This window comes from Marinomonas piezotolerans (assembly GCF_003362755.1).
In the GTDB taxonomy this organism is placed as follows: Bacteria; Pseudomonadota; Gammaproteobacteria; order Pseudomonadales; family Marinomonadaceae; genus Marinomonas; species Marinomonas piezotolerans.
This window is the reverse complement of sequence record NZ_QKRA01000003.1, coordinates 402,952-423,650: the sequence shown is the minus strand read 5'-3', so window position 1 is coordinate 423,650 and position 20,699 is coordinate 402,952. Positions and strand designations below refer to the sequence as shown.

22 protein-coding genes are annotated in these 20,699 nt (G+C 45.2%); 4 read left to right on the top strand and 18 right to left on the bottom strand.

What is annotated here, in order from left to right; all coding sequences use genetic code 11:
• Positions 1-48 precede the first annotated feature (48 nt).
• The 12 genes from DN730_RS09450 to astE all read right to left on the bottom strand — a co-directional run bounded on the left by DN730_RS09450 (position 49) and on the right by astE (position 12,536).
• Complete coding sequence (locus DN730_RS09450; RefSeq protein WP_115467866.1) at positions 49-1,302, bottom strand: hypothetical protein; 1,254 nt, start codon at positions 1,300-1,302, stop codon at positions 49-51.
• On the bottom strand, positions 1,299-1,805 hold the full coding sequence (locus DN730_RS09445) for a hypothetical protein (protein ID WP_115467865.1): 507 nt from the start codon (positions 1,803-1,805) through the stop codon (positions 1,299-1,301). Before DN730_RS09445 ends, DN730_RS09450 begins: the two co-directional genes overlap by 4 nt.
• Positions 1,806-1,816: 11 nt before the next feature.
• Complete coding sequence (gene traF / locus DN730_RS09440) at positions 1,817-3,151, bottom strand: conjugal transfer protein TraF (protein ID WP_115467864.1); 1,335 nt, start codon at positions 3,149-3,151, stop codon at positions 1,817-1,819.
• A gap of 219 nt (positions 3,152-3,370) precedes the next feature.
• Positions 3,371-5,248, bottom strand: coding sequence for a type II secretion system secretin GspD (gene gspD / locus DN730_RS09435; RefSeq protein WP_245957933.1), 1,878 nt, complete (start codon positions 5,246-5,248; stop codon positions 3,371-3,373).
• Between the two features lie 11 nt (positions 5,249-5,259).
• Positions 5,260-6,144, bottom strand: a complete 885-nt coding sequence (locus DN730_RS09430; RefSeq protein WP_158541195.1) for a type II secretion system protein N — start codon at positions 6,142-6,144, stop codon at positions 5,260-5,262.
• 158 nt (positions 6,145-6,302) lie between these two features.
• Entirely contained in the window at positions 6,303-7,037 is a 735-nt protein-coding gene (locus tag DN730_RS09425) for a hypothetical protein (protein ID WP_115467862.1), read from the bottom strand.
• A 9-nt stretch (positions 7,038-7,046) separates the two neighbouring features.
• Complete coding sequence (gene kdsB, locus DN730_RS09420) at positions 7,047-7,823, bottom strand: 3-deoxy-manno-octulosonate cytidylyltransferase (RefSeq protein WP_115467861.1); 777 nt, start codon at positions 7,821-7,823, stop codon at positions 7,047-7,049.
• Positions 7,824-8,414, bottom strand: coding sequence for a KdsC family phosphatase (locus tag DN730_RS09415; protein ID WP_115467860.1), 591 nt, complete (start codon positions 8,412-8,414; stop codon positions 7,824-7,826).
• On the bottom strand, positions 8,415-9,272 hold the full coding sequence (gene kdsA, locus DN730_RS09410) for a 3-deoxy-8-phosphooctulonate synthase (RefSeq protein WP_115467859.1): 858 nt from the start codon (positions 9,270-9,272) through the stop codon (positions 8,415-8,417).
• 25 nt (positions 9,273-9,297) lie between these two features.
• A complete protein-coding gene (locus DN730_RS09405) occupies positions 9,298-10,266 on the bottom strand; it encodes a KpsF/GutQ family sugar-phosphate isomerase (RefSeq protein ID WP_115467858.1) in 969 nt (322 codons plus the stop codon).
• Positions 10,267-10,366: 100 nt separating this feature from the next.
• Complete coding sequence (znuA, locus tag DN730_RS09400; RefSeq protein ID WP_115467857.1) at positions 10,367-11,452, bottom strand: zinc ABC transporter substrate-binding protein ZnuA; 1,086 nt, start codon at positions 11,450-11,452, stop codon at positions 10,367-10,369.
• A gap of 85 nt (positions 11,453-11,537) precedes the next feature.
• Positions 11,538-12,536 carry a succinylglutamate desuccinylase gene (gene astE, locus DN730_RS09395; RefSeq protein ID WP_115467856.1) on the bottom strand — a complete coding sequence of 333 codons (999 nt, stop codon included), beginning with the start codon at positions 12,534-12,536 and terminating at the stop codon, positions 11,538-11,540.
• A gap of 216 nt (positions 12,537-12,752) precedes the next feature.
• Between astE and DN730_RS09390 the strand changes: the two genes are divergently transcribed.
• The 3 genes from DN730_RS09390 to hemE all read left to right on the top strand — a co-directional run bounded on the left by DN730_RS09390 (position 12,753) and on the right by hemE (position 15,304).
• Positions 12,753-13,289, top strand: coding sequence for an NUDIX hydrolase (locus DN730_RS09390; RefSeq protein WP_115467855.1), 537 nt, complete (start codon positions 12,753-12,755; stop codon positions 13,287-13,289).
• Positions 13,276-14,079 (top strand): DUF2927 domain-containing protein, encoded by an 804-nt coding sequence (locus DN730_RS09385; protein ID WP_115467854.1) that lies wholly within the window; start codon positions 13,276-13,278, stop codon positions 14,077-14,079. Before DN730_RS09390 ends, DN730_RS09385 begins: the two co-directional genes overlap by 14 nt.
• Positions 14,080-14,203: 124 nt before the next feature.
• Positions 14,204-15,304 (top strand): uroporphyrinogen decarboxylase, encoded by a 1,101-nt coding sequence (hemE, locus tag DN730_RS09380; RefSeq protein ID WP_115467853.1) that lies wholly within the window; start codon positions 14,204-14,206, stop codon positions 15,302-15,304.
• A 7-nt stretch (positions 15,305-15,311) separates the two neighbouring features.
• On the opposite strand, the gene DN730_RS09375 is transcribed toward hemE, so the two are convergent.
• Positions 15,312-15,692, bottom strand: coding sequence for a hypothetical protein (locus tag DN730_RS09375; RefSeq protein WP_115467852.1), 381 nt, complete (start codon positions 15,690-15,692; stop codon positions 15,312-15,314).
• A gap of 134 nt (positions 15,693-15,826) precedes the next feature.
• Between DN730_RS09375 and glnK the strand changes: the two genes are divergently transcribed.
• Positions 15,827-16,165 carry a P-II family nitrogen regulator gene (gene glnK / locus DN730_RS09370; RefSeq protein WP_115467851.1) on the top strand — a complete coding sequence of 113 codons (339 nt, stop codon included), beginning with the start codon at positions 15,827-15,829 and terminating at the stop codon, positions 16,163-16,165.
• Between the two features lie 71 nt (positions 16,166-16,236).
• Here glnK and DN730_RS09365 read toward each other — a convergent pair whose 3' ends face one another.
• The 5 genes from DN730_RS09365 to DN730_RS09345 all read right to left on the bottom strand — a co-directional run bounded on the left by DN730_RS09365 (position 16,237) and on the right by DN730_RS09345 (position 20,521).
• The gene (locus DN730_RS09365) at positions 16,237-16,953 is read right to left on the bottom strand and encodes an ABC transporter permease (RefSeq protein WP_115467850.1); all 717 of its coding nucleotides are present in this window, start codon (positions 16,951-16,953) and stop codon (positions 16,237-16,239) included.
• 4 nt (positions 16,954-16,957) lie between these two features.
• Positions 16,958-17,647, bottom strand: coding sequence for an ABC transporter permease (locus tag DN730_RS09360; protein WP_115467849.1), 690 nt, complete (start codon positions 17,645-17,647; stop codon positions 16,958-16,960).
• Between the two features lie 64 nt (positions 17,648-17,711).
• Complete coding sequence (locus DN730_RS09355) at positions 17,712-18,467, bottom strand: transporter substrate-binding domain-containing protein (protein ID WP_115467848.1); 756 nt, start codon at positions 18,465-18,467, stop codon at positions 17,712-17,714.
• Between the two features lie 94 nt (positions 18,468-18,561).
• The gene (locus DN730_RS09350; RefSeq protein WP_115467847.1) at positions 18,562-19,329 is read right to left on the bottom strand and encodes an ABC transporter ATP-binding protein; all 768 of its coding nucleotides are present in this window, start codon (positions 19,327-19,329) and stop codon (positions 18,562-18,564) included.
• Between the two features lie 139 nt (positions 19,330-19,468).
• On the bottom strand, positions 19,469-20,521 hold the full coding sequence (locus DN730_RS09345; protein WP_342768175.1) for a GlxA family transcriptional regulator: 1,053 nt from the start codon (positions 20,519-20,521) through the stop codon (positions 19,469-19,471).
• Positions 20,522-20,699: the final 178 nt, after the last annotated feature.

Sequence of the window (20,699 nt, the reverse complement as noted above, 5' to 3'; positions counted from 1 at the left end):
AACCTAGGTTGGCGGCTCATCTATTACAACATTAACCGCTCACTCGTATTATTTTGGAGGATTAAGAGTACCGAGGTTTGTCATCAATATATTATCGAATGAACCATAATCAAACGTCTTACATTGATCACCTGTTGTTGGAACCGTACCAACAGTCTTTTTAAGACCCCACGTTTCAGATTCAGTACCACCTGTTACTGACTTAAAGTCAGAATACCATGTTGCATCTTTATCGATAGCTTCTGAACTAAAGAAGAAATTTCCATAAGTGTCTGTATCAACACTGCCGTCACCGACACCCAAATAATTATTTTTCTCATTGACGGAAGTCGTATCAGGGTCATCCGTGATAACGGCTTTTTTGTAGGCTTTTATCTGGAAGTCACCTAAGTCTGTTGAAACCTGAACGGTGTTCTTCGATATTTTGGCCCAGCGCCCTTTAACAATGGAGGCTTGATCATCATTGTTATTATCCGCATTGAGCGCATAACAAAGTGAAGCACTGCCTTGGGAATCCGTCGCGCTGCCATCAAAAAACGCAATCACACGGCCTGTTTCAGTACCCTCTTTACCCGATAGAGATAAGAAATGGCCCGCCCAAATATTGTCTGCTGTAATACTTTCCAGTGTGGATTTAGTGACAGCATCTGACACTTCACTATCTAACTCGGTAGAGTTCAACGTAGTCGTAGCCTTTGTGCCCGCATCCACTAATTGTTTCGTAATCGTCGCAATATCGAACTCAACAGTACTTGAGTTCAATCTAGTAGTTAGATTAGAGCTAAGGCTATCGATACCAGAATCTAAAACTTTCTTAACATTAGTGTCTGGATTCACTGTAGCGTGCTCTTTCTTAATCAACTGAGAAACAACCTCACTTGCTTTAAGTTGAGCGTTTACAGCGGCAATGTTTGCTGCAGATTCAATTTTCTGAATCTCTGTGTTCAGGTTAAGCAACCGATTAGACAAATCCGACTGTTTTGTTGTGTCCGTTTTAACAACGCTTTTAACGATCTCTTGAATACGGGCTGATGCTAACCTCGCTGGAGGAACGGTCTGCGTTGCAACGGTTTCAGCAAGACTGGTAACAATATTCTGCTGATTAGTAGCTATATTTGTCCCAGAATCTGCAGCGTTTGTTAGAATATCCATCATTGTTTGCACAGCGACAGAGTTCGCAAGAAATTTTTTCGATTGGTCATCTGAGGCGGTAGAAAAGTCTATGCGAAAATCTGAATCACTGGTAACGCCCAATGCGCTTCGGATGTTGGCTTGTTGAGTAGTATCCGTAGTCGTGCTCAAACTTGTTGAGTAGTATCCGTAGTCGTGCTCAAAAGAGTGGTGATAGGAGAGAGCACCAAAGGTGTCGATGAAATTTGGCTAGAGCTGCTTATATTGGTGGACATTGCCATGATACCTTTTAAACGCTCACCAGTCGATAGATCTGTCCCGCCTTTCACTCGTATTACTATCGCATCTAAAGAAGACCCATAAATTAAGCAGTATCTTTGGTACTCATCCGATATGACAGGAAGGGCACAATAATTTACGTTGGTCAGTGGATTATAGGAGTAGTAACCGTCACTATCGGTATAGGCATAAGGCTCAAAGTCATCTATTTTGTAATTATTGTTCATATCTGCCCAAACTTTCCCCCCGGCTACACGACCGTCTACAACGAGCCCGGTGAAAGACGTTGAGTTGTCTGCACCTGAGTCCTGACTGCCACTCTCGCCGCCGCACGCGACCAGCCCTAGGGTGGCTAGCCCTACAAAAGTGCTAAGTGCTTTTCTCTTAAAATTCATATCATTCACTCCTAAAATGCAGATTCGATGCCGGCAGATACGTAAAGGCTACGTGGCGCTTCAGTGCCGTCTATCTCAATAGACTCTAAGCCATACGCAAGATCAAAATTCAAGCGTTTGAACAGGGTAAAGCCACCAGTAAGATAGCTAAGCTCTGTGCCAGCCATATTCTTGCGGTAGCCAATGCGGAATCCTGGAATCCAAGCATTTTCACCATGGTATGACGCCGCAGCGACAGCCCATTGGTACTTATCACCTAGAAGATCCGAGGTCTCAAAAAGATCGTATGCGCCGGTCAGAGCCCACTGTTTGTCATCCACAAATACCGCACTGTCTATAGTGACTTGACGCTCCATTGTGTGTACTTCAGAAAGCGCAATACGCCCTTGGTTAGCTAATATATCCACTACATAACAGTTATTCTGAGCCACACTTTCACTGGCTAATTGGCTACAGTCTTGTTTAAGTGAACCGTACTCAAAGGTCGGCTCATTTAGATTTGTTCCTGTTATACCAAATTGGTAATACTCAGACGTCCAGATTGCGCCCAAATCAAGGCTGGCGCCGATAGTTGTTTTTCCATTATCGCTGAGCGAATCGGCATAATAGTCTTCCGCACCATCTTCATCTGCTGCACCTAAATGCAGTAGTGCTTTACCAAGCGTAACAGCATGGATATTCACTTTAGCACCCGCTATCAACATGCCGTGCTGATTAGACCACAGGTCGTTTGCGTAACCAAAACCAAAGGCTAAATCAGTACCGTATTTGGTGTATATCGATGATTTTGTACTTAAAATGTACGTGTCATCTGTACCATCCCCGTCAGTATCGTCACCCACAATATCAATTCGATCATCAATAAACTTACCATTGCCCACAGCGGACAAAGACGCATCAAATGTGAACGAACCGTATTTCGGATGCTTATAAATCACGGGAAAAAAAGGAATCTGTCCAGCAGTCGAAAGCTTACCGTTAGCATCTTTGCCAAGCAAAGTAACTATGTTATTTGCATCGTCTTTTAGGGCTTGAGCTGCCTCTGCCGTCTGCGCCGTTTCGTCTAATTTTTTCTCCAAACGATCAATCTCATCCGTTAACGAATCGACTTGTCCAAGTTCATACCCAAAGCCACCTGGCCCGATGATGCCAAAGCGGAAGCGGTCACCTTCGTCTGTGTCGACCATTAAAAAAGGGGCAGCAGGGTTATAAAGTGATGTAGATAAGGCGGAAGGATTTGCGCTGGAGCCGAGAGTAAAACTAGAACCAATAGGTTGAAACACAGGAGAGGCAGCGTAACTAACGCCACATGCTAAGCTCCCTGCGATGACAAGCATTTTCTTCATACCGAAACCTCTTATAATGTAAAGGACAGCGCCAACTCGTAAGTGGCAATTGTTATGTTGTCGACATATCGTACAAAAAGTTTACACAATAAATTAAAATATCGCGATTTTTTACACTAACATATTTTTTGTGAACAATAGCGCACTTATATGACGATTACCTGACAGAGTTGAGCGAGCGAATAAATGCATCAATCAGAGTATCTAACGCGCCATCTTTTAAGGTTGGCTATTTGGAGACTGGAACCGCCCTTCGAGACTATCAGAACGATTTAAGGATAGTGGTTGAGTCAACTCTATTGAGCGAAACGCTCTAAACTTCTCTTCTGTTACGTTAGATACATCCGTTTGATTGCGCAGGATAGTGGGTCTGATAAAGACCAGTAGATTTTTCTTTTGATTCTCGTAAGACGTACTGCGAAATAATGCGCCAATCACAGGGATGTCTCCAAGCAAGGGGACTTTCTGCTGAATCTCTACGATGTTGTCTTCGATGAGGCCACCCAAAACAATCGTTTTACGGTTGCCTGCAATCACTGTAGTTTCGATCTCTCGCTTAGTCGTGATCGTTCCTAACGAGCTGGCCTCTGGTGACGCCGCTTCAACTATTTGAGACACCTCCATCCGAACTTCGTCTCCCGCGTTGATATGCGGTGTAACCTCTAACGTTAGACCAATATCTTCACGTGTGGTTGTCACAAAGGCATTGCTACTGCTGTCAGCATAGCCTCCTGTTTGAAACGGCCGCGTCTCACCCACTAAAATCTTCGATGTCTGGTTATCAAGCGTCATTATTTTGGGCGTTGACAGCAAATTGGCATTGGAGCTACTTTCAATGGCTTGCAAAATGCCAGCAAGGTTTAGATCGCCATCACTATTAAAGCTCGCCACGCCTGCAGTCAAACCATTTGACAGCGTCGGCGTCCCCGTTACAACGCCACTTGCGATCTCCGTTAAGCTATTGCCTCCTGTGGTAAAGTTCGTCCCCACCACTGGGGTGGTTGATTCTGATGCGTCGCCAAATAGCCATTGAAACCCTAGCGACTCAGAGCCTTCCATTTTCACTTCAACGATAATCGCTTCGACCAACACTTGAGCACGAGGCGTATCCAGCTCATTAAGTACCGATTGTATGTCCACCATGACATTAGGTTCAGCGCTAATCACTAATGCATTCGTACTTTCATCGGCTTGTACAAATGTATTCGTTGGACGCTTAGTGGTTTCGTCATTGCCTGTCCCGACCAATCCATTAATCAATTCGGCCGTTTTGACAGCGTCGGCATAACGGAGAGGAATGACTGTCAGCCGACTGGATTTTTTGGATGGTTGATCCAGCTCTGCAATCAACTGTTCCACCTGATCCAACTCAGCTTCTTTGCCTTTAAGTACCATTCTATTCGTGCGCTCATCAGCTATAACTTTAGTGCTGATTGTATTTGCCCCTTTGCTATTGCCCCCTTCGCCCGTCATCAAGGTTTCGATTAAAGCCAGTACATCAGCAGCCCATGCATGCTCTAAACGAACAATGCGTATTTGCCCCTCTACCGTGCTGTCTAGGCGATCAATAAGTTGCTCTAGCTGGCGAATGTTATCCGCATGGTCACTAATAATAAGCGCATTGACTTCATTTACTGAGGCAAGATGTCCGTATTGTGGAATGAGCGGGCGAAGAATCGGGACAAGCTCAGAGGCCACCGCATTTTTGATTGCAATCACTCTCGTAACAAGCAATTCGCCTGCCGCTTTACCATCCGTGTCGTAGTCTAACCCACCTTGCTTGGCGACGTTCTGAGGTAAAATTTTAATACCTTCTGGGGAGTCAATCGCTGCGTAACCATGCACAGTTAGCACAGACAGCAACAGACGATACACAGCATCTTCGTCCAACTCTGAATTGGAAATAACGGTCACTTTACCTTTGACCCGTGGGTCAACGATAAAGCTTTTACTTGTCATTTTGGCAACTTGCTGGATAAAGATACCGATATCCGCTTGCTGCAGATTAACTTGCCACGTTTGCGCCCCCACTAGGCAAGGCAACATCAAACCCCCTAACACAAAGCCTTTCATCCATTTATACGACACAAACGACATCAATGATTCCTTTACCTAATAGGGTAATTTACAAAAAAGCGGCGGGACCCGCGGCGCATTTCGATTCGCGCCACTCCTTGTTGACGCATGACATCAGCTAAACCAGCGTCGGCGGATACGTTCCCAACACTTTGACCATTAACTGATAAAATTTCATCCCCTTGACGCAACCCAAGACCAATCAGTGGGCTACTAGCGGTCACTTTGTAGGATTGTCCTGTCGCCTCTAAACCTGAAGAAGACAGCAGCGCTTGGGGGTTCGACTTAAACCTCTCTTCATATTTATCCAACATCTGCGCAACAGATAGCTGATTAATATCATTAATAAGTGGGTGACTGGAACGCGTCGAAGAGGCTGACGTATCCCCAGACATTTTTTGATAGGCCGAACGCGCACTACCTGGCAGAACGCCAGATCCGGTATCCGTTGCTGCTTGTACCGGAGAGGTGGCTGGTATAGCGTCCGCAGTAGAGCGAATAAACTCCACATCATCTGGGCGCTCGAAGAACAAAGTTTCCTTAGTATTCCCCCTGAGTATCACCACGTGGTCTGACAAAACAGCCTGCAGAACCACCCCACGTGACACCTGTTCACCGACGGTAAACAAACCATCGTTCTGACCTTTGCTGGCGATTATCGCCATACCGTGTTCTGGGTCTTGTGCTGGAAAGACGCCTTTTAACTGTAAACTGAGTGTTGTTTCTTTGACGACTTCAGAAAGACTAGGGGACTCAGCCGATACACCGAATAATGCAGCACTAGGAGTTTGAATGGCCGCTTGGGTCGGCGCAAACGATGCAGAGATGGGAGCTAGGTTTTCATTTACCGAAGACGGCCAGAATTGCAGCATAATAAGGGCCGATAGACTCACAGCTAACACTGTGACGGCTGCCACCGCTACTATCCACTTACTTAATATGTCAATGAAACTAAGGATTACTCGCATCTCACATAAAATTCTTGTTGAAGGTTTACCCGCTATCTTCAACAAACCCTCAACATAATGCAATAAAAACGCACTGTAAATAATGTTTATCGGCCTGCAACGAAGGTTTACAACAACGACTGAATCATAACGAACGCAGGATAATCTTTTGATCCTCGCCAGCGCTGACCGAGCGCCTCGACCATTGCCGGCATCACGGTCACTTCCAATTCGTCGCTTGGCAAGAGTTTAGCATCACCTAGATGACGATTTTCTTGCGAGCGCAACACAAGCTCAGGAAAGCCATCTTTCAGTCTCCCTTCTACGCTCCAATTTTCAAAGGTTGAGGTTTTAATGTTGCGCCCCATTGGGTATGAAATAGCCCCTGTCGCCCACTGAGCGCTGCCGCGAAACATTTCAAACTTTTGAGTTGAAAACTGCCATTTTGCGTACCAGCGGGACACAGAAACTGGAGCGCCGTGCACCGCTACCCGCTCGGGCTGTAGTAGACCGTTGAACATATCAGCGTGTAAGTTAAAACTATCCACCCAAAATTCGAGTTGATCTGGCCTGATCTTAACGAGACCAACGCCCTGAAATTTTTCATGTGATAAGCGCCAAGAAACGGGGTCTAAAAGCGAATCTATTGACCAACTTAAATCTACTGGTCCACGTAAGTTGTTCGTCATCAGACGAGCTTTACCGTCCCACCAGTAACCCGTAAGCTGGCTGACAGTTACGGTGTTTGGAATATATGGGCGAATATACGACAACCAAAAAGAAAGCGGCACATAAGCTAAGCAGGTTACGAGTCCGACAATGACAAACCAACAAGCTAGAAAAGTATATGCTTTACGTCCCACTGTAATTCCTTATGCTTGAAACTGAAGTTTCTTTGCTAACGCTTGGAGGTCTTCTGGCGTATCCACTCCATGAGGAGGCATTTGTGGGGTCGTCGCTACCTGAACTTTTATCCCCTGATGCAAGAACCTTAGCTGCTCTAACTTTTCCCACTTTTCCAATGGAGACATCGGCATTTGAGCATAACGATCAAGCAACGATACGCGGTATACATAAAGCCCAATATGTCGCAACGCAGGATATCCCTCCGCGATTACATTTGCCCCATCTGCAAAACCGTCCCGATCCCAAGGCATGGTGGCGCGACTAAAATATAATGCTCTACCTTTCGCATCACACACTACTTTCACCACACTCGGATTAAAGATGTCTTCCTTTCGGTTAATTGGGCAAGCCACCGTCGCCATTTCGGACTCAGGGTCTTCTGCTAATGCACGCACAGCATCATGGATCAACGAAATAGGAAGCAATGGCTCGTCGCCTTGTACATTCACAACTATTTCATCACCCAACCAGCCTTGTAGTTTTGCCACCTCAGAAAGTCGCTCTGTACCGTTTTCGTGGTCAGGCCGAGTCATCACAACATCCGCACCGAATGCCTTAGCCGCGATTTCAATTGCAGCATGATCCGTTGCAATCGTCACAGACTGAGCACCAGCCTTGAGTGCTAATTCATAAACCCACTGGACAACAGGTTTACCAGACAAGTCTGCAAGCATTTTTTGCGGAAAACGTTGCGACGCATAACGCGCAGGGATCACAATATGAAAGGATGGTAAGGTCATCATTTATGAATCTTTCTTTTCAAATTCTGGGCGGGATGCTAGCTCATAGGCTACGTCTAATTTCATTCTGGTCGATAGAACCAAGTCTGCCAACTCACGCGCCACCCCCTGACCCGCGCTATGTTTAAGCACGATATCACAATGGCGGCGTAACAAAATATGGGCATCGGCTGGACAAAACGACACCCCAACTTTTGGCATAACCTGTAGGTCAATGACATCATCGCCAATATAGGCGACTTGCTCTGGCTCAAGCGAAAGCGTTTCCATTAGCTCGTCAAATGCCGCCGCTTTATCATGACAACCATAATATACGTGCTTTAAGCCGAGATCAGACATGCGCTTGCGCAGTGGAGCAGAATCTTTTGCCGTAATCACGGCTACATCAATCCCCCACTTTGGTAACAGCTTGAGCGCCACGCCATCTTTCACATTGAACCGCTTAATGCTCTCGCCCTCGGCACCGTAATACAACCCACCATCGGTCAAGACACCATCAACATCAAACACAACCAACTTTAAGAACGGCAACTTTTTCATTAATAAGCTGCCTTGCACCAGCTCTGAGTAGTCTGAAAGAAATAACGTATCCATTTAGGCACTCGTATCTAGTGTTTCAAAGGTCTTAACGAGTTCATCAAGCTGTTTAATTTGCTTAAGAAATGGCTCTAGCTTCGACAGCGGTAACGCACAAGGACCATCACATTTTGCATTATCAGGATCTGGGTGAGTTTCTAAAAACATACTAGACAGACTAAGCGACATCCCAGCACGCGCCAACTCAGTTACTTGAGCGCGACGTCCGTCAGCAGAGTCTGAGCGACCACCAGGGCGCTGCAATGCATGCGTCACGTCAAACATCACAGGAAAATCGAACGCCTTCATTTCACCAAAACCCAACATGTCGACAACAAGGTTGTTGTACCCAAACATAGTGCCGCGCTCACATAGCATGAGCTGATCGTTACCGGCTTCTTGGCACTTGGTTAGAATGTGTTTCATTTCATGCGGCGCAAGGAATTGGGCTTTCTTAATATTGATCACAGCGCCTGTTTTTGCCATTTCAACCACTAAATCTGTCTGACGCGATAGAAACGCTGGCAATTGAATGACATCAGCCACTTCAGCAACCGGAGCACACTGTTCGTTTTCATGCACATCGGTAATGACAGGCACACCGAACGTTGATTTTACTTCTTGGAGTATTTTAAGCCCCTCTTCCATACCTGGACCACGAAACGAGTTAATAGACGAACGATTGGCTTTATCAAAAGACCCCTTAAATACGTAAGGGATACCGAGTTTCTCAGTAATTTTGACGTGTTCTTCTGCCACTTTCATTGCCAAATCTCGCGACTCAAGCACATTAACACCGCTAAACAATACGAACGGTAAGTGGTTTGCGACCTCTACGTTATCGCCTATGCGAATAACTTTGCTAGTTTGCGCCATAATACTGGTGTCCTATATAAATAAATTAGCGGTCGTATATCTCAAGTAGACCTGTGACATTTTGGTGTTCGTCGACAGCGACTAATAAGGTTATTTTGTCTCGTAGCATCCGCTCTTCCGCTTCAACGATCATTGTATCTTGCGAAATCGTTTTAGGGTTAGGCGTCATCACATCCGCAACAGTTTTAGTTAACAACCCCGCCGCATCTTTCAGCATTGCTCGACGCAAATCACCATCGGTAAAGATACCGACCAGACGGCCATCTTCTTTTACCAATACCACCCCTTTTCGCCCTTGCGTCATCACGGCAATCGCCTCTTGAAGAGACGACGAAGGCGAACAGAAAGGTAAGTTATCTTTGTGCATCAAATCACGAACGCGTGTTAGCAGTTTTCGGCCGAGACTGCCGCCAGGATGAAAGCGTGCGAAATCTTTTGGCTGAAAGTCACGACATTGCATTAAGGCTACGGCTAATGCATCGCCCATTGCAATGGTCATGGTGGTGGATGTAGTTGGCGCAAGGTTATTTGGGCAGGTTTCTCGATCAATAGCGATGTCTAGTACGCAGTCACAATGTTGCCCCAACGTCGATGCTGGGTTACCAACAATTGCGATGGATGAGTTACCAAAATCCTTGAGCGAGGGAAGCAGACGAATTACTTCTTCAGTTTCACCTGAATAGCTAATCAGAATAAGAACATCATCGGCTTGAACCATCCCTAGATCGCCGTGAAAGGCTTCTCCAGGATGCATAAAGAAAGAAGGTGTCCCGGTAGAGGCTAAAGTCGCCGCAATTTTTTTACCAACAATACCTGATTTGCCCATACCGCAGATGATCGTGCGACCGCGACAATTGAGTATCATGTCGACAGCGGTTGAAAAGCTGGAATCAATGCGCTGGGCTAAGCCGCTTAGCGCCTGCCCTTGTGTGGTTAACGTCATTTTAGCGCTGGCAATCAATGTGTCAGCCTGACAGGAAACGGGTGAAGTCATAATGCTTGGGCCATCTCGCCTTATAGTAATGCTCGTGATTATACAGTGGCATAACGGGAACGCCTACCACCCGTCATGGTAGGCGCTCACATAAAAAGCATTATTTTAGGCAGGCTGAATATTGTGACGCTAGAGACTGTAGGAAATCACTATACGTTGCATCAGTTAGATCCATTGAGGTACCTAATGGATCGAGAACTCCTGTTTTGACATCGGTTCCATTCACTAGTGTTTCAACAATAGCGGGACTAAATTGCGGTTCGCTGAAAATGCATGTCACTTGGTGCTTCTCAATCTCTTCACGAATATACGCTACTGTCTTAGCACCCGGCTTACGGTCTGGACTAACGGTCACCGCACCTAGATTGTTTAACCCATACTGATTTTCAAAGTAACCATACGCTTCATGGAATACGAAGTACGGCACATTTGCTACGGGTGCTAGTTGGCTAGCAACCTTTGCATCAACACTACTCAGATTCTTCGCAAATGCTTGGTAATTAGCGTCAAACTCTGCAGCGTGGTCAGGATCGATCTGACTTAAACGCTCTGCCACTGCTTTCGCTAAAACAATCGCGTTGTCTGGGTCAAGCCAAACATGGGGATCCGTTCCAGAGTGGTCATGCCCAGCATGGTCATCTTTTTCGTGCTTGTCATGATGTTCATGCTCGTCATGATGTTCGTGCTCATCGTGATGCTCGTGTTCGTCATGATGTTCATGCTCGTCATGATGTTCATGCTCGTCATGATGTTCATGCTCGTCATGATGTTCGTGCTCATCGTGATGCTCGTGTTCGTCATGATGTTCATGCTCGTCATGATGTTCATGCTCATCATGATGTTCGTGCTCGTCTTCACCAAATTCGCGAAGCGTCATACCATTTAGAGCCATCCATTCAATGTCTTTCTTTGTCCCTAAGTTCGCCAAAGGTTTTTCTAGAAAACTTTCAAGAGACTCACCTACCCAAACGACAAGATCTGCTTGGTTGAGCTTACGCAAATCCGATGGACGTAGCGCAAAGTCATGTGGCGAAGACTGGCTCGTGACTAGCTGCTGGGTATTCACATACCCCCCTCCCACAGCAGACACAATCATGGAAACAGGCTTTATTGATGTCACAACATCGGTGTTTGCGAAAGCAGACACGGACAATAGTAAAGAAAGCGGTAAAGCGGACTTAAACATAGAAAGACTCTCTGCGTTACAAGATGTTATAACATAACAATATCAACGCATTGCCAAAAGCTCAATCCTTTTATCTAAAACCTCTCTACAATTTGTTCAGCGCTATTCGACGCACCACTAGCCCTGCACGCTGGCCAACTGGAATATCGGTGTTTGGAAACACAATTGCATCATTACTTTGTTTAACTATGTATCGGCTATGACTCGATTTAGCTAACTCAAACCCGGCTTCGAATTCAGTAAAATTCTTTACATCATGGTCGATATTGAGCTCATAATCTTCTGCATCCTTCTCTAGCACATCAATGACTGCAAATCCCTGAATAGCCTCCATATCAGCCTGTCGTAAACTACCCTTTTCAATCAAACTGGTAAGAGATTCGGCTGCACGCGCCAGCGTCGATAAATCATTCCCTCCAAAGGGCCTGACTTTACCAAGCTCGATTGTTACCGCTTCAGCGCCATGATTAACATAAGAATGATAAGAAAATGTTGTCGTAGGTTGATGAGATAACAATACCGCCTCAACCCCCAAAGCCGCATACCAGCGAAATTGTGCAATATTGTACGCTCGACCACCCGTAAATGGATGAATAGCAAATTTTTGGTATTGCGATCCACGTATTGCGGTATGAAGGTCATAATGTAACTTTTGACCGCCTTGGTGTTTAGAAAAGAACTCGGAGACAGCCTGCTCCAGGTTCTGCGCACGGGTTACCTCAATCCCTTCATACCGCTCCCATGCACCACAAAACAAACGATTAAGATTCACATCAATAAATCGCTTCCCAGCAATCATCGCTTCAGGATGACCAAAAATAATGAGCAGCCGAACCGCCAGATTCAACTCCCCACGAAACAACTGCTTTACTAAATCATTCAATAGCTCAATCGGCGCCGTTTCATTGCCATGTATGCCAGCAGATAACACCACACTGGCTTTCGCCTGGCTATCTGGCTCGAACCTCAAAATACCAGCCGCCTCTAGTATCACAGTTCCACATGAAAGCTTATGTGTTTGCTGCGACACAGAGTGAGGGTTGGATAAGGTAAAAGATAAAAAATCATCAATGATCGTCGCCATGTCTTACTACCATAAAATGTTTACTCTGCAAATACTGGCATCATAATGCAACCACACTTCATATGAGTGCTTGAACAATTATAAATATTAGTTCGATAAAACAAACGTCGCATTTACGAAACTCATACCGCCACTAACACCATCTTTTCCATAGTACTTTCCAACTGTAACAGAAATCGTTACCCTGTCGCCTTTGCAGGAAAAAGTACAGGTGCCATGTCTGATACCGATGAAATCATCACCCTAGTTGACCGAGAAAACCGGATCGTTGGCGACGTATCACGGCGGCTCATGAATTTTGGGCGTGACATTCATCGCGTCACGTTTATTCTAGTCTTTACAGGCAAAGACCAACTTCTGTTACAAAAACGCACCGAAACCAAGGCATTCTGCCCTGGGTATTATGGTGTCACTACCGGAGGCGTTGTCGCTACGGGCGAGAGCTATCTGGAATGTGCGGAACGCGAACTCGAAGAGGAAATTGGCGTTTCATTACCATTAACGAGCCATGGTATGTTTTTTACAGAAGGCGAGGGATTTCGCATATGGGGCAAAGTATTCTCGTGTCATTATAATCCCGCGACACACGGCCCTCTCTCACTTCAAGCAAAAGAAGTAGCAGAAGTCCTTAATATGTCCATTTCGGACATCCTTAACAATACTTACAACCTACCCTTTACACCCGATTCATATGACGCTTTACTGCATTATGTGCGTAATGAATTGAAGATGTCTGAGAATGATCCAATTTAATTTCAAGAGCTGGTGTATAACGTGCCTTGCGTTTCTTATCTGCGGCTACTCGAACATCGCAGCTGCTCAGGAACGCTGGCAAACTGATGACTATATAACAGAGAGTTTTCTAAAAATTGCCTTGCAAAGGGAATACAAAGAAACTCTTTACCCCAAGCTAATACGCTGGGAAAAACCTATAAAACTGTACTTTGAAAGCGATGCTGGTGATGCAGCGTTCCAAAAAGAACTGTTAAGCGTTCATGCTCAACATCTCGCTTACATTACTGGGCTATCTATCGACTTTACCGATTCCCCCCAAAACGCCAATATTTTTGTCGTGTTTACTCAGTATGCAAAAATGGAAGATAAGGTCCGTCAATATATTGGCGACCCAAACAAAATTCGCAAAGCGTTACAAGAAGCGGTTTGCTTAGGAAACTTCTCTATTGATAAGCGCAAAAGAATTCAACGTGGCACCATCCTCATACCCGTCGACTATGCGCGCCAAAAAGCACGCTTTTTAGACTGCATCGTTGAAGAAATCACTCAGCTTCTAGGCCTTCCAAATGATTCGAACGACGTTTTCCCTTCGATATTTAATGACGTCAGCATCGATTCCTATTTGTCTCCTTTAGACTACATATTACTAAAAGCGCTTTACTCACCGAGATTCACACCCGGTATGGATGTAGCACAGGTCGTCGCACGCATGCCTACTGTACTCGCTGATTTGCATAGCCAACGAGAAATTGAAGACGCTATTGAGCGATCTCAGCGATACAGCCTAAAGCGATATCTAGGGGAATGACGAAAATCTTTCAGGAAATCTATTAATTCTTTAATCCGTGTCATAAATTCTGGTTATTGGATCTTCTTTTTGGCTCAACTTAGGTAGAATGCTCACAAACCAGATAGCTCACCGGAGTAATTGAATGTTTCCAGAACTGAAAAATGACCGTTTTCTTCGAGCTCTTTTAAAAGAGCCTGTCGATGCCACACCTGTGTGGATGATGCGCCAAGCAGGTCGCTATCTCCCAGAATACAGAGCCAGTCGTGCGACAGCGGGTGATTTTTTAAGTCTGTGTAAAAATGACTCATTCGCCTGTGAAGTCACTCTGCAACCTTTAGAACGTTACGACCTAGACGCAGCCATTTTGTTTTCCGACATTCTAACAATCCCCGATGCAATGGGGCTTGGATTGTATTTTGAAACGGGAGAAGGGCCAAAGTTTAAACATACAGTGCGTACCCAAGCCGATGTCGAAGCTCTCCCTGTTGCGACCTCATCAGATCTTGACTATGTCATGAAGGCCGTGACAACCATCCGCAACGAGTTAAATGGTCGAGTACCGCTTATTGGCTTTTCTGGAAGCCCTTGGACACTCGCAACCTACATGGTGGAAGGTGGCTCAAGTAAAGACTTCCGTCACATCAAAGGAATGATGTACCAATCCCCGGAAACACTGCATGCGCTACTCAATAAACTTGCCATATCTGTCACCGACTACCTAAACGGCCAAATCAAAGCAGGTGCGCAAGCAGTACAAATTTTTGATACATGGGGTGGTGCTTTGAGCGGTCCGATGTATCAACAATTCTCATTAATATACATGCGCCAAATTATGGATGGCTTAATCCGAGAACATGAAGGCCGTAAAATCCCTGTCATTCTGTTCACAAAAAATGGCGGTCAGTGGTTAGAAAATATGGCGGCTACGGGGCCAGACGCACTCGGCTTAGACTGGACAACTGACATAGCGGAAGCTCGTGCCCGCGTTGGTGATAAAGTTGCACTCCAAGGCAACTTAGATCCATGTGTACTGTATGCAGACAAAGAAGTGATTGAACGCGAAGTTGCGTTGGTGCTTGAAGGTTATGGAAAAGGCAGCGGCCACGTATTTAACTTAGGCCACGGCATCCACCAATTTGTAGACCCTGAACGCCCTAAATATTTAATCGATGCAGTACACGAACTGAGCCGCCCTTACCATGAAGTAGCGTACGAAGACTTAGACGCATTGAATGATTTGTAGTGCTTCATTAACGAATCAATGGCGAGTGAATACGAGACCACTCCATCAAACACATCGCTTCGGCGGTGTGTTTTTCTTTTGCCCATATATGGTTGCGTTTAAGCTTTATTGCTTCAAAAGAGGAGTTCAAATAGCAACATATATGCTCTCGACCAGTGCCTTCCAACCAAGACAGCCTTCCTACGGTTAATTGCGGGTTATACCCTATCAATATCAGCCTAAGCATCAAATCATTGGATTCTTCATCTGTTACCCGCAAACAATCCAAACATTGCGGCATCGCTTGGTGCGTGACACAAATTTGCTGTCGTTTTAGAAGCTCGATTTTAATGCCTTGCATAAAGGCATCAACGCTTTCTTCAAATGCTATGATACTTGACTGAGTCACCGCTACCTCCGAACCCAGGTCGACGATATGTGCACTATGACAATTAACTGTAGAACAATTTTTTGCATTTAGTAGCGGGCTCTGCTTTTGAATGGTAATTTATATGAAAACAACGCCTTATATGGAGAGAATCTATGAAATTGGTAACAGCTATCGTAAAACCGTTCAAATTAGATGAGGTGCGAGAAGCGCTGTCTGAAATTGGCATTAACGGCATCACTGTTACAGAAGTAAAAGGCTTTGGTCGCCAACGTGGTCACACTGAACTGTACCGCGGCGCTGAGTACGTTGTGGATTTTTTGCCGAAAGTAAAACTCGAACTCGCAGTGGATGATGACCAAGTAGATCGTGCTATCGAGTCAATCCAAAAGAGCGCCAACACTGGTAAAATTGGTGACGGCAAGATCTTCGTAACGGCATTGGAGCAAGTCATTCGTATCCGAACGGGTGAAACAGGTGCTGATGCGATTTAACCCAGCAAACTGACCTGAACTCATAAAAAAGAGGCTGTAACGCCTCTTTTTTTATGTCTACTGCTTATGTTTTAGCCTTTGTCTGGAACCTTAATTGATAAAGATCCTAAATAGCGGTTTTGGCGCTTTTCTACTAAGCGAAAGATGTAGATAACAACCATACTAATCGCCAGATAAATCACCCCTGCAGCAACGAAAATTTCGATCGGAGTATATGTACGAGCAATGATCGTGCGCGCCATGCCAGTAAGATCTAGCAATGTGATGGTACTGGCTAAAGCACTCGCTTTCAGCATTAGAATGATTTCATTACCATAAGCTGGTAGCACGATACCAAACGCACGTGGCAGTAATACTCGACGGTACATCTGCGTTTTCGTCATACCAACGACTTTACAAGCTTCTACCTCGCCCTCAGGTATGGCCTGTATTGCACCTCTAAAGATTTCCGCCGTATACGCAGAAGTGTTCAATGTAAAGGCGATGATCGCACACCAAAAAGGCTCTCTTAAAACTGGCCAAAGGAAACTTTCTCGCACTGCTTCAAATTGTGACGCACCGTAATAAACAAGGAAAATCTGCACCAGCAGTGGCGTGCCACGAAAAAAGAAAATGTATGCAAATGGCAGCGAGCTGATCCAGCGATTTTTAGAAATTCGAGCCAACGCCAAAGGCAGAGCTACAATGGCACCCAGCACAATTGACAAAATAACCAGTTCAATCGTGGTCCACATTCCTGTCAAGAGACGCGGAAAGTACTCTATAACAACTGAAAAATCTAAATCCACCGTCTCACCCTCTTACCAAGCCACGACTGGCGCGTTTTTCCAAATAGGACACAACAACCATCGAAACAACGGTTAACCCTAAGTACATAAATGCCGCAACCATATAGAAAAGAAAGGGTTCCTTAGTGTTGCCCACAGCAACATTAGCCTTACGCATGATGTCTTCAAGCCCTACAACAGATACCAGCGCTGTATCTTTGAGCAATACTAAAAACAAGTTGCCGATGCCAGGTAGCGCAACGCGCCAAACTTGCGGCAAAATAATACGAAAGAATTTTCGGCGTGCTCCCATTCCAAGAACGATAGCGGCTTCATGCTGACCTCGTGGAATGGCCTGCAATGCACCTCGAAATACTTCCGTTGCATACGCACCGAACGTTAACCCCAATGCGGTTACACCGGCTGCAAACGGACCTATTTCTATGTATTCATCGTAGCCAAAGAGGCTTGCGATAGACATCAACACTGACGTAGCGCCGAAGTAAATAATCAGCACTGTTAGCAGTTCGGGGATACCCCGAATGACAGTAGTATAAAGATTGGCAATCCATTGTAATGGACGAATATTGGACAGCTTGGCCGAGGCACCTAGCAGGCCAAGCACTAATCCCACGACCAAAGAACACAGTGCTAGCTGTATTGTGACCCACGCTCCCAAAAGAAGCTGATCACCAAAACCGTGAAGATCTAACATACAGACAGTCTCAAACGATAAATTTACAGTGCGCCGCTATAAGCAGCGCACTGCGATAGTCATCTTAGTAGATGGAGAATGGGAAGTACTTAGCATTTATTTTTTCATAGGTTCCATCCGCCAAGATCTCTTCCAACGCGGTGTTGAACTTCTCTTTCAACTTATCACCTTTACGAACTGCGATGCCGATCTCATCCTCTTTCTTAAAGGACTCACCTTTAAATTCGAAATCACCACCGTTACCAGAGGTTTTCAGCCAATCGTACGTTGGTAACTCGTCGGACAATACAATATCCAAGCGACCAGAAAGCAAATCTAGATATACACTGTCTTGCGTGTCGTAAAACTTAAGTGTTGCATTACCTGTGTAATTATCTTCAAGGTATTGAGCTGCCAACGTCGCACGCTGTGCACCGATCACTTTGCCATCGAGGTTATCTAGGTCAAAGCTTTTTCCTTTTGGTGCTAAAAAGCGTAAACCACCAGAATAATATTTGTTGGTGAAGTCAACTTGGCGAAGACGCTCTTCCGTAATCGACATAGAAGCAATGATGGCATCATACTTACGCACTTTAAGACCAGGAATGAGACCGTCCCAATCTTGTGTCACGACTTTACATTCAACATCCATTTTTTCACACAGCGCCCAAGCGATGTCGACATCAAAACCCTGCGGCTTACCGTTGTCATCAATGTAGTTGAACGGCGCCCAAGCGCCTTCCGTTGCAATTTTGATCGTATCAGCCGCTTGCGCGGAAAATGATGATACTGCTGCGCTCAATAGAACCGCAGACCCTAAGGCAATTTTCTTCAATTTCATTCTTGGACCCTTTTGTTTGTTTATAGATTTTTTCTTACTAAATGTACCCTCATTCCACACGTCACTCAGGCACATCTAACTCTGTTTCACACCCTTAAAATACCGATGAAAGGAATGCTTTGCAGCGCTCAGAATCAGGCGCTCCAAACACCTTATCTGGCGTGCCCTGCTCTTCCACCAACCCTTGGTGAAGAAAGACCACTTCACTGGATACTTCGCGTGCAAAATTCATTTCGTGAGTAACGATTAACATCGTTCTCCCTTCTTCAGCCAACCCACGCATAACAGCCAACACTTCACCAACAAGCTCTGGATCGAGCGCCGACGTAGGCTCATCAAACAAGAGAATTTGCGGATCCATCGCCAAACTTCTCGCAATAGCAACACGTTGTTGTTGGCCCCCAGAAAGCTGATTAGGATACATATGCTTCTTCTCAGCAATGCCTACCTTGTTGAGTAAGTACTCTGCGTATTCCTGCACTTCCCGTTTAGGACGCTTTAACACATGCAGAGGGCCTTCCATAACATTCTGAAGAATCGTCATGTGTGGCCACAAATTGAAACTTTGAAATACAAACCCTATTTTTTGACGCATTCTAGTGAGCTGCGCCATATCGGCAGCCTGTAGATCACTGTCACCTGGTTTAAGCGATAGCTGCTCACCATAAAAGTGAATGTCACCACGGGTAGGGTTCTCTAGGAGATTAATACAGCGTAAAAACGTACTCTTGCCTGAGCCGCTGGAGCCAAGGATGGAAATCACATCGCCATCATGGGCTTCCAAAGAAATTCCCTTTAATACTTCATGATCTCCAAAGGTTTTATGGATATCCTTTAGCTCTAAAGCAGGGGCTTTTGACATTATTATTACCTTTCTTTTTGATGACTCTGTTTGCGCAACGGGCAAGCTTGGTAAAGCTCAAAGCCTACGCTTTCGTTTTTCAAGGTTCGGGTAGAACGATTCAATATTCACGCCAACTACAATCCTTTATATTGTAAAACTATTTTCGCCAAAGTTGTCTCTTTTTCTTGTCCAAAGGGACAGGATCTGATGTTTTTCTAGCTAACAACTTGCGCTCATCTCTCGGTGTGACATCAAAAAAGCCCTTATAAGTGGTACTAAAATGGGGCGCTGAGGTGAAACCGCACTCCTGTCCGATCTCTAATATGGACTTATCTGTCTGCGTGATAAGCTGTTTCGCATGCTTCAAACGAAGCTCCAGATAATATCTTGATGGAACCGTTTCCAGGTTTTGCTTAAATAATCTTTCAAGGTGACGCCGTGAAATCCCTACATGAAAAGCAATATCATCAGACGAAAGAGGCTCCCGAATATTCGCCTCCATTAGCTGAACTGCTTCTACGAGTTTAGGTTGACCTGTTCCGATTCGTGCTTGGAGCGGCACTCTTTGCGGATCTTCATTGGTTCGGATACGCTCACAGACAAATTGCTCTGAAATATTACTTGCGAGCGACATACCGTGCTGCTTACCAATTAGAAACAACATCATATCCATCGCCGCACTTCCGCCACTACAGGTGTACCGGTCACGGTCTACTTCAAACAGGTAATTAGATACGATCACTTGTGGGAACTCGTCACGCAGATTCGCTATATTCCACCAATGGATGGTTGCCCGATAGCCATTCAGTAACCCCGCTCGCGCCAGGACATGGCTACCTGTGCAAATTCCCCCTAATCCAACGCCTTTTTTCGCGCAAGATGTTAGCCAGCCGTCTAAACTTGAATCGTCCACCTGAACGACAGGCGATGCGCCACAGATAAAAATACCATCTAAATCTAGGGGAGCTTCATTTGTCAGATAGTCCGCTACAGTCGTCACACCAGAATTCGAAAGTACTTCTTTTGTATTCTGGCCTATAGTGCAAAAACGGTATAGCTCTTTACCACTGACCCAATTGGCCATATGTAATGCTTCTATAGCAGACGAGAAACCCAGCATAGAGAACTGCGGCATGAGTAAAAAACCGTATTTTTGCATTTTTTTACTCGCTTGCATGATTTCACGTGATGCAAATTCCGACTTGTACAATTTATTATCCTGCGATGAGCTCACTAAAAAGAGGTTTATATCGTTTAGAATGAATAACAGAGGCTTTTCGAAGTGACATCAAGCTTTTTTTGAAGCACCGGACGCCTCACTAAAACGAAATGTCGCAATTTGAAAAGTTACTATCTATCAAACAACCTGAATTTTCATAATAATCGAA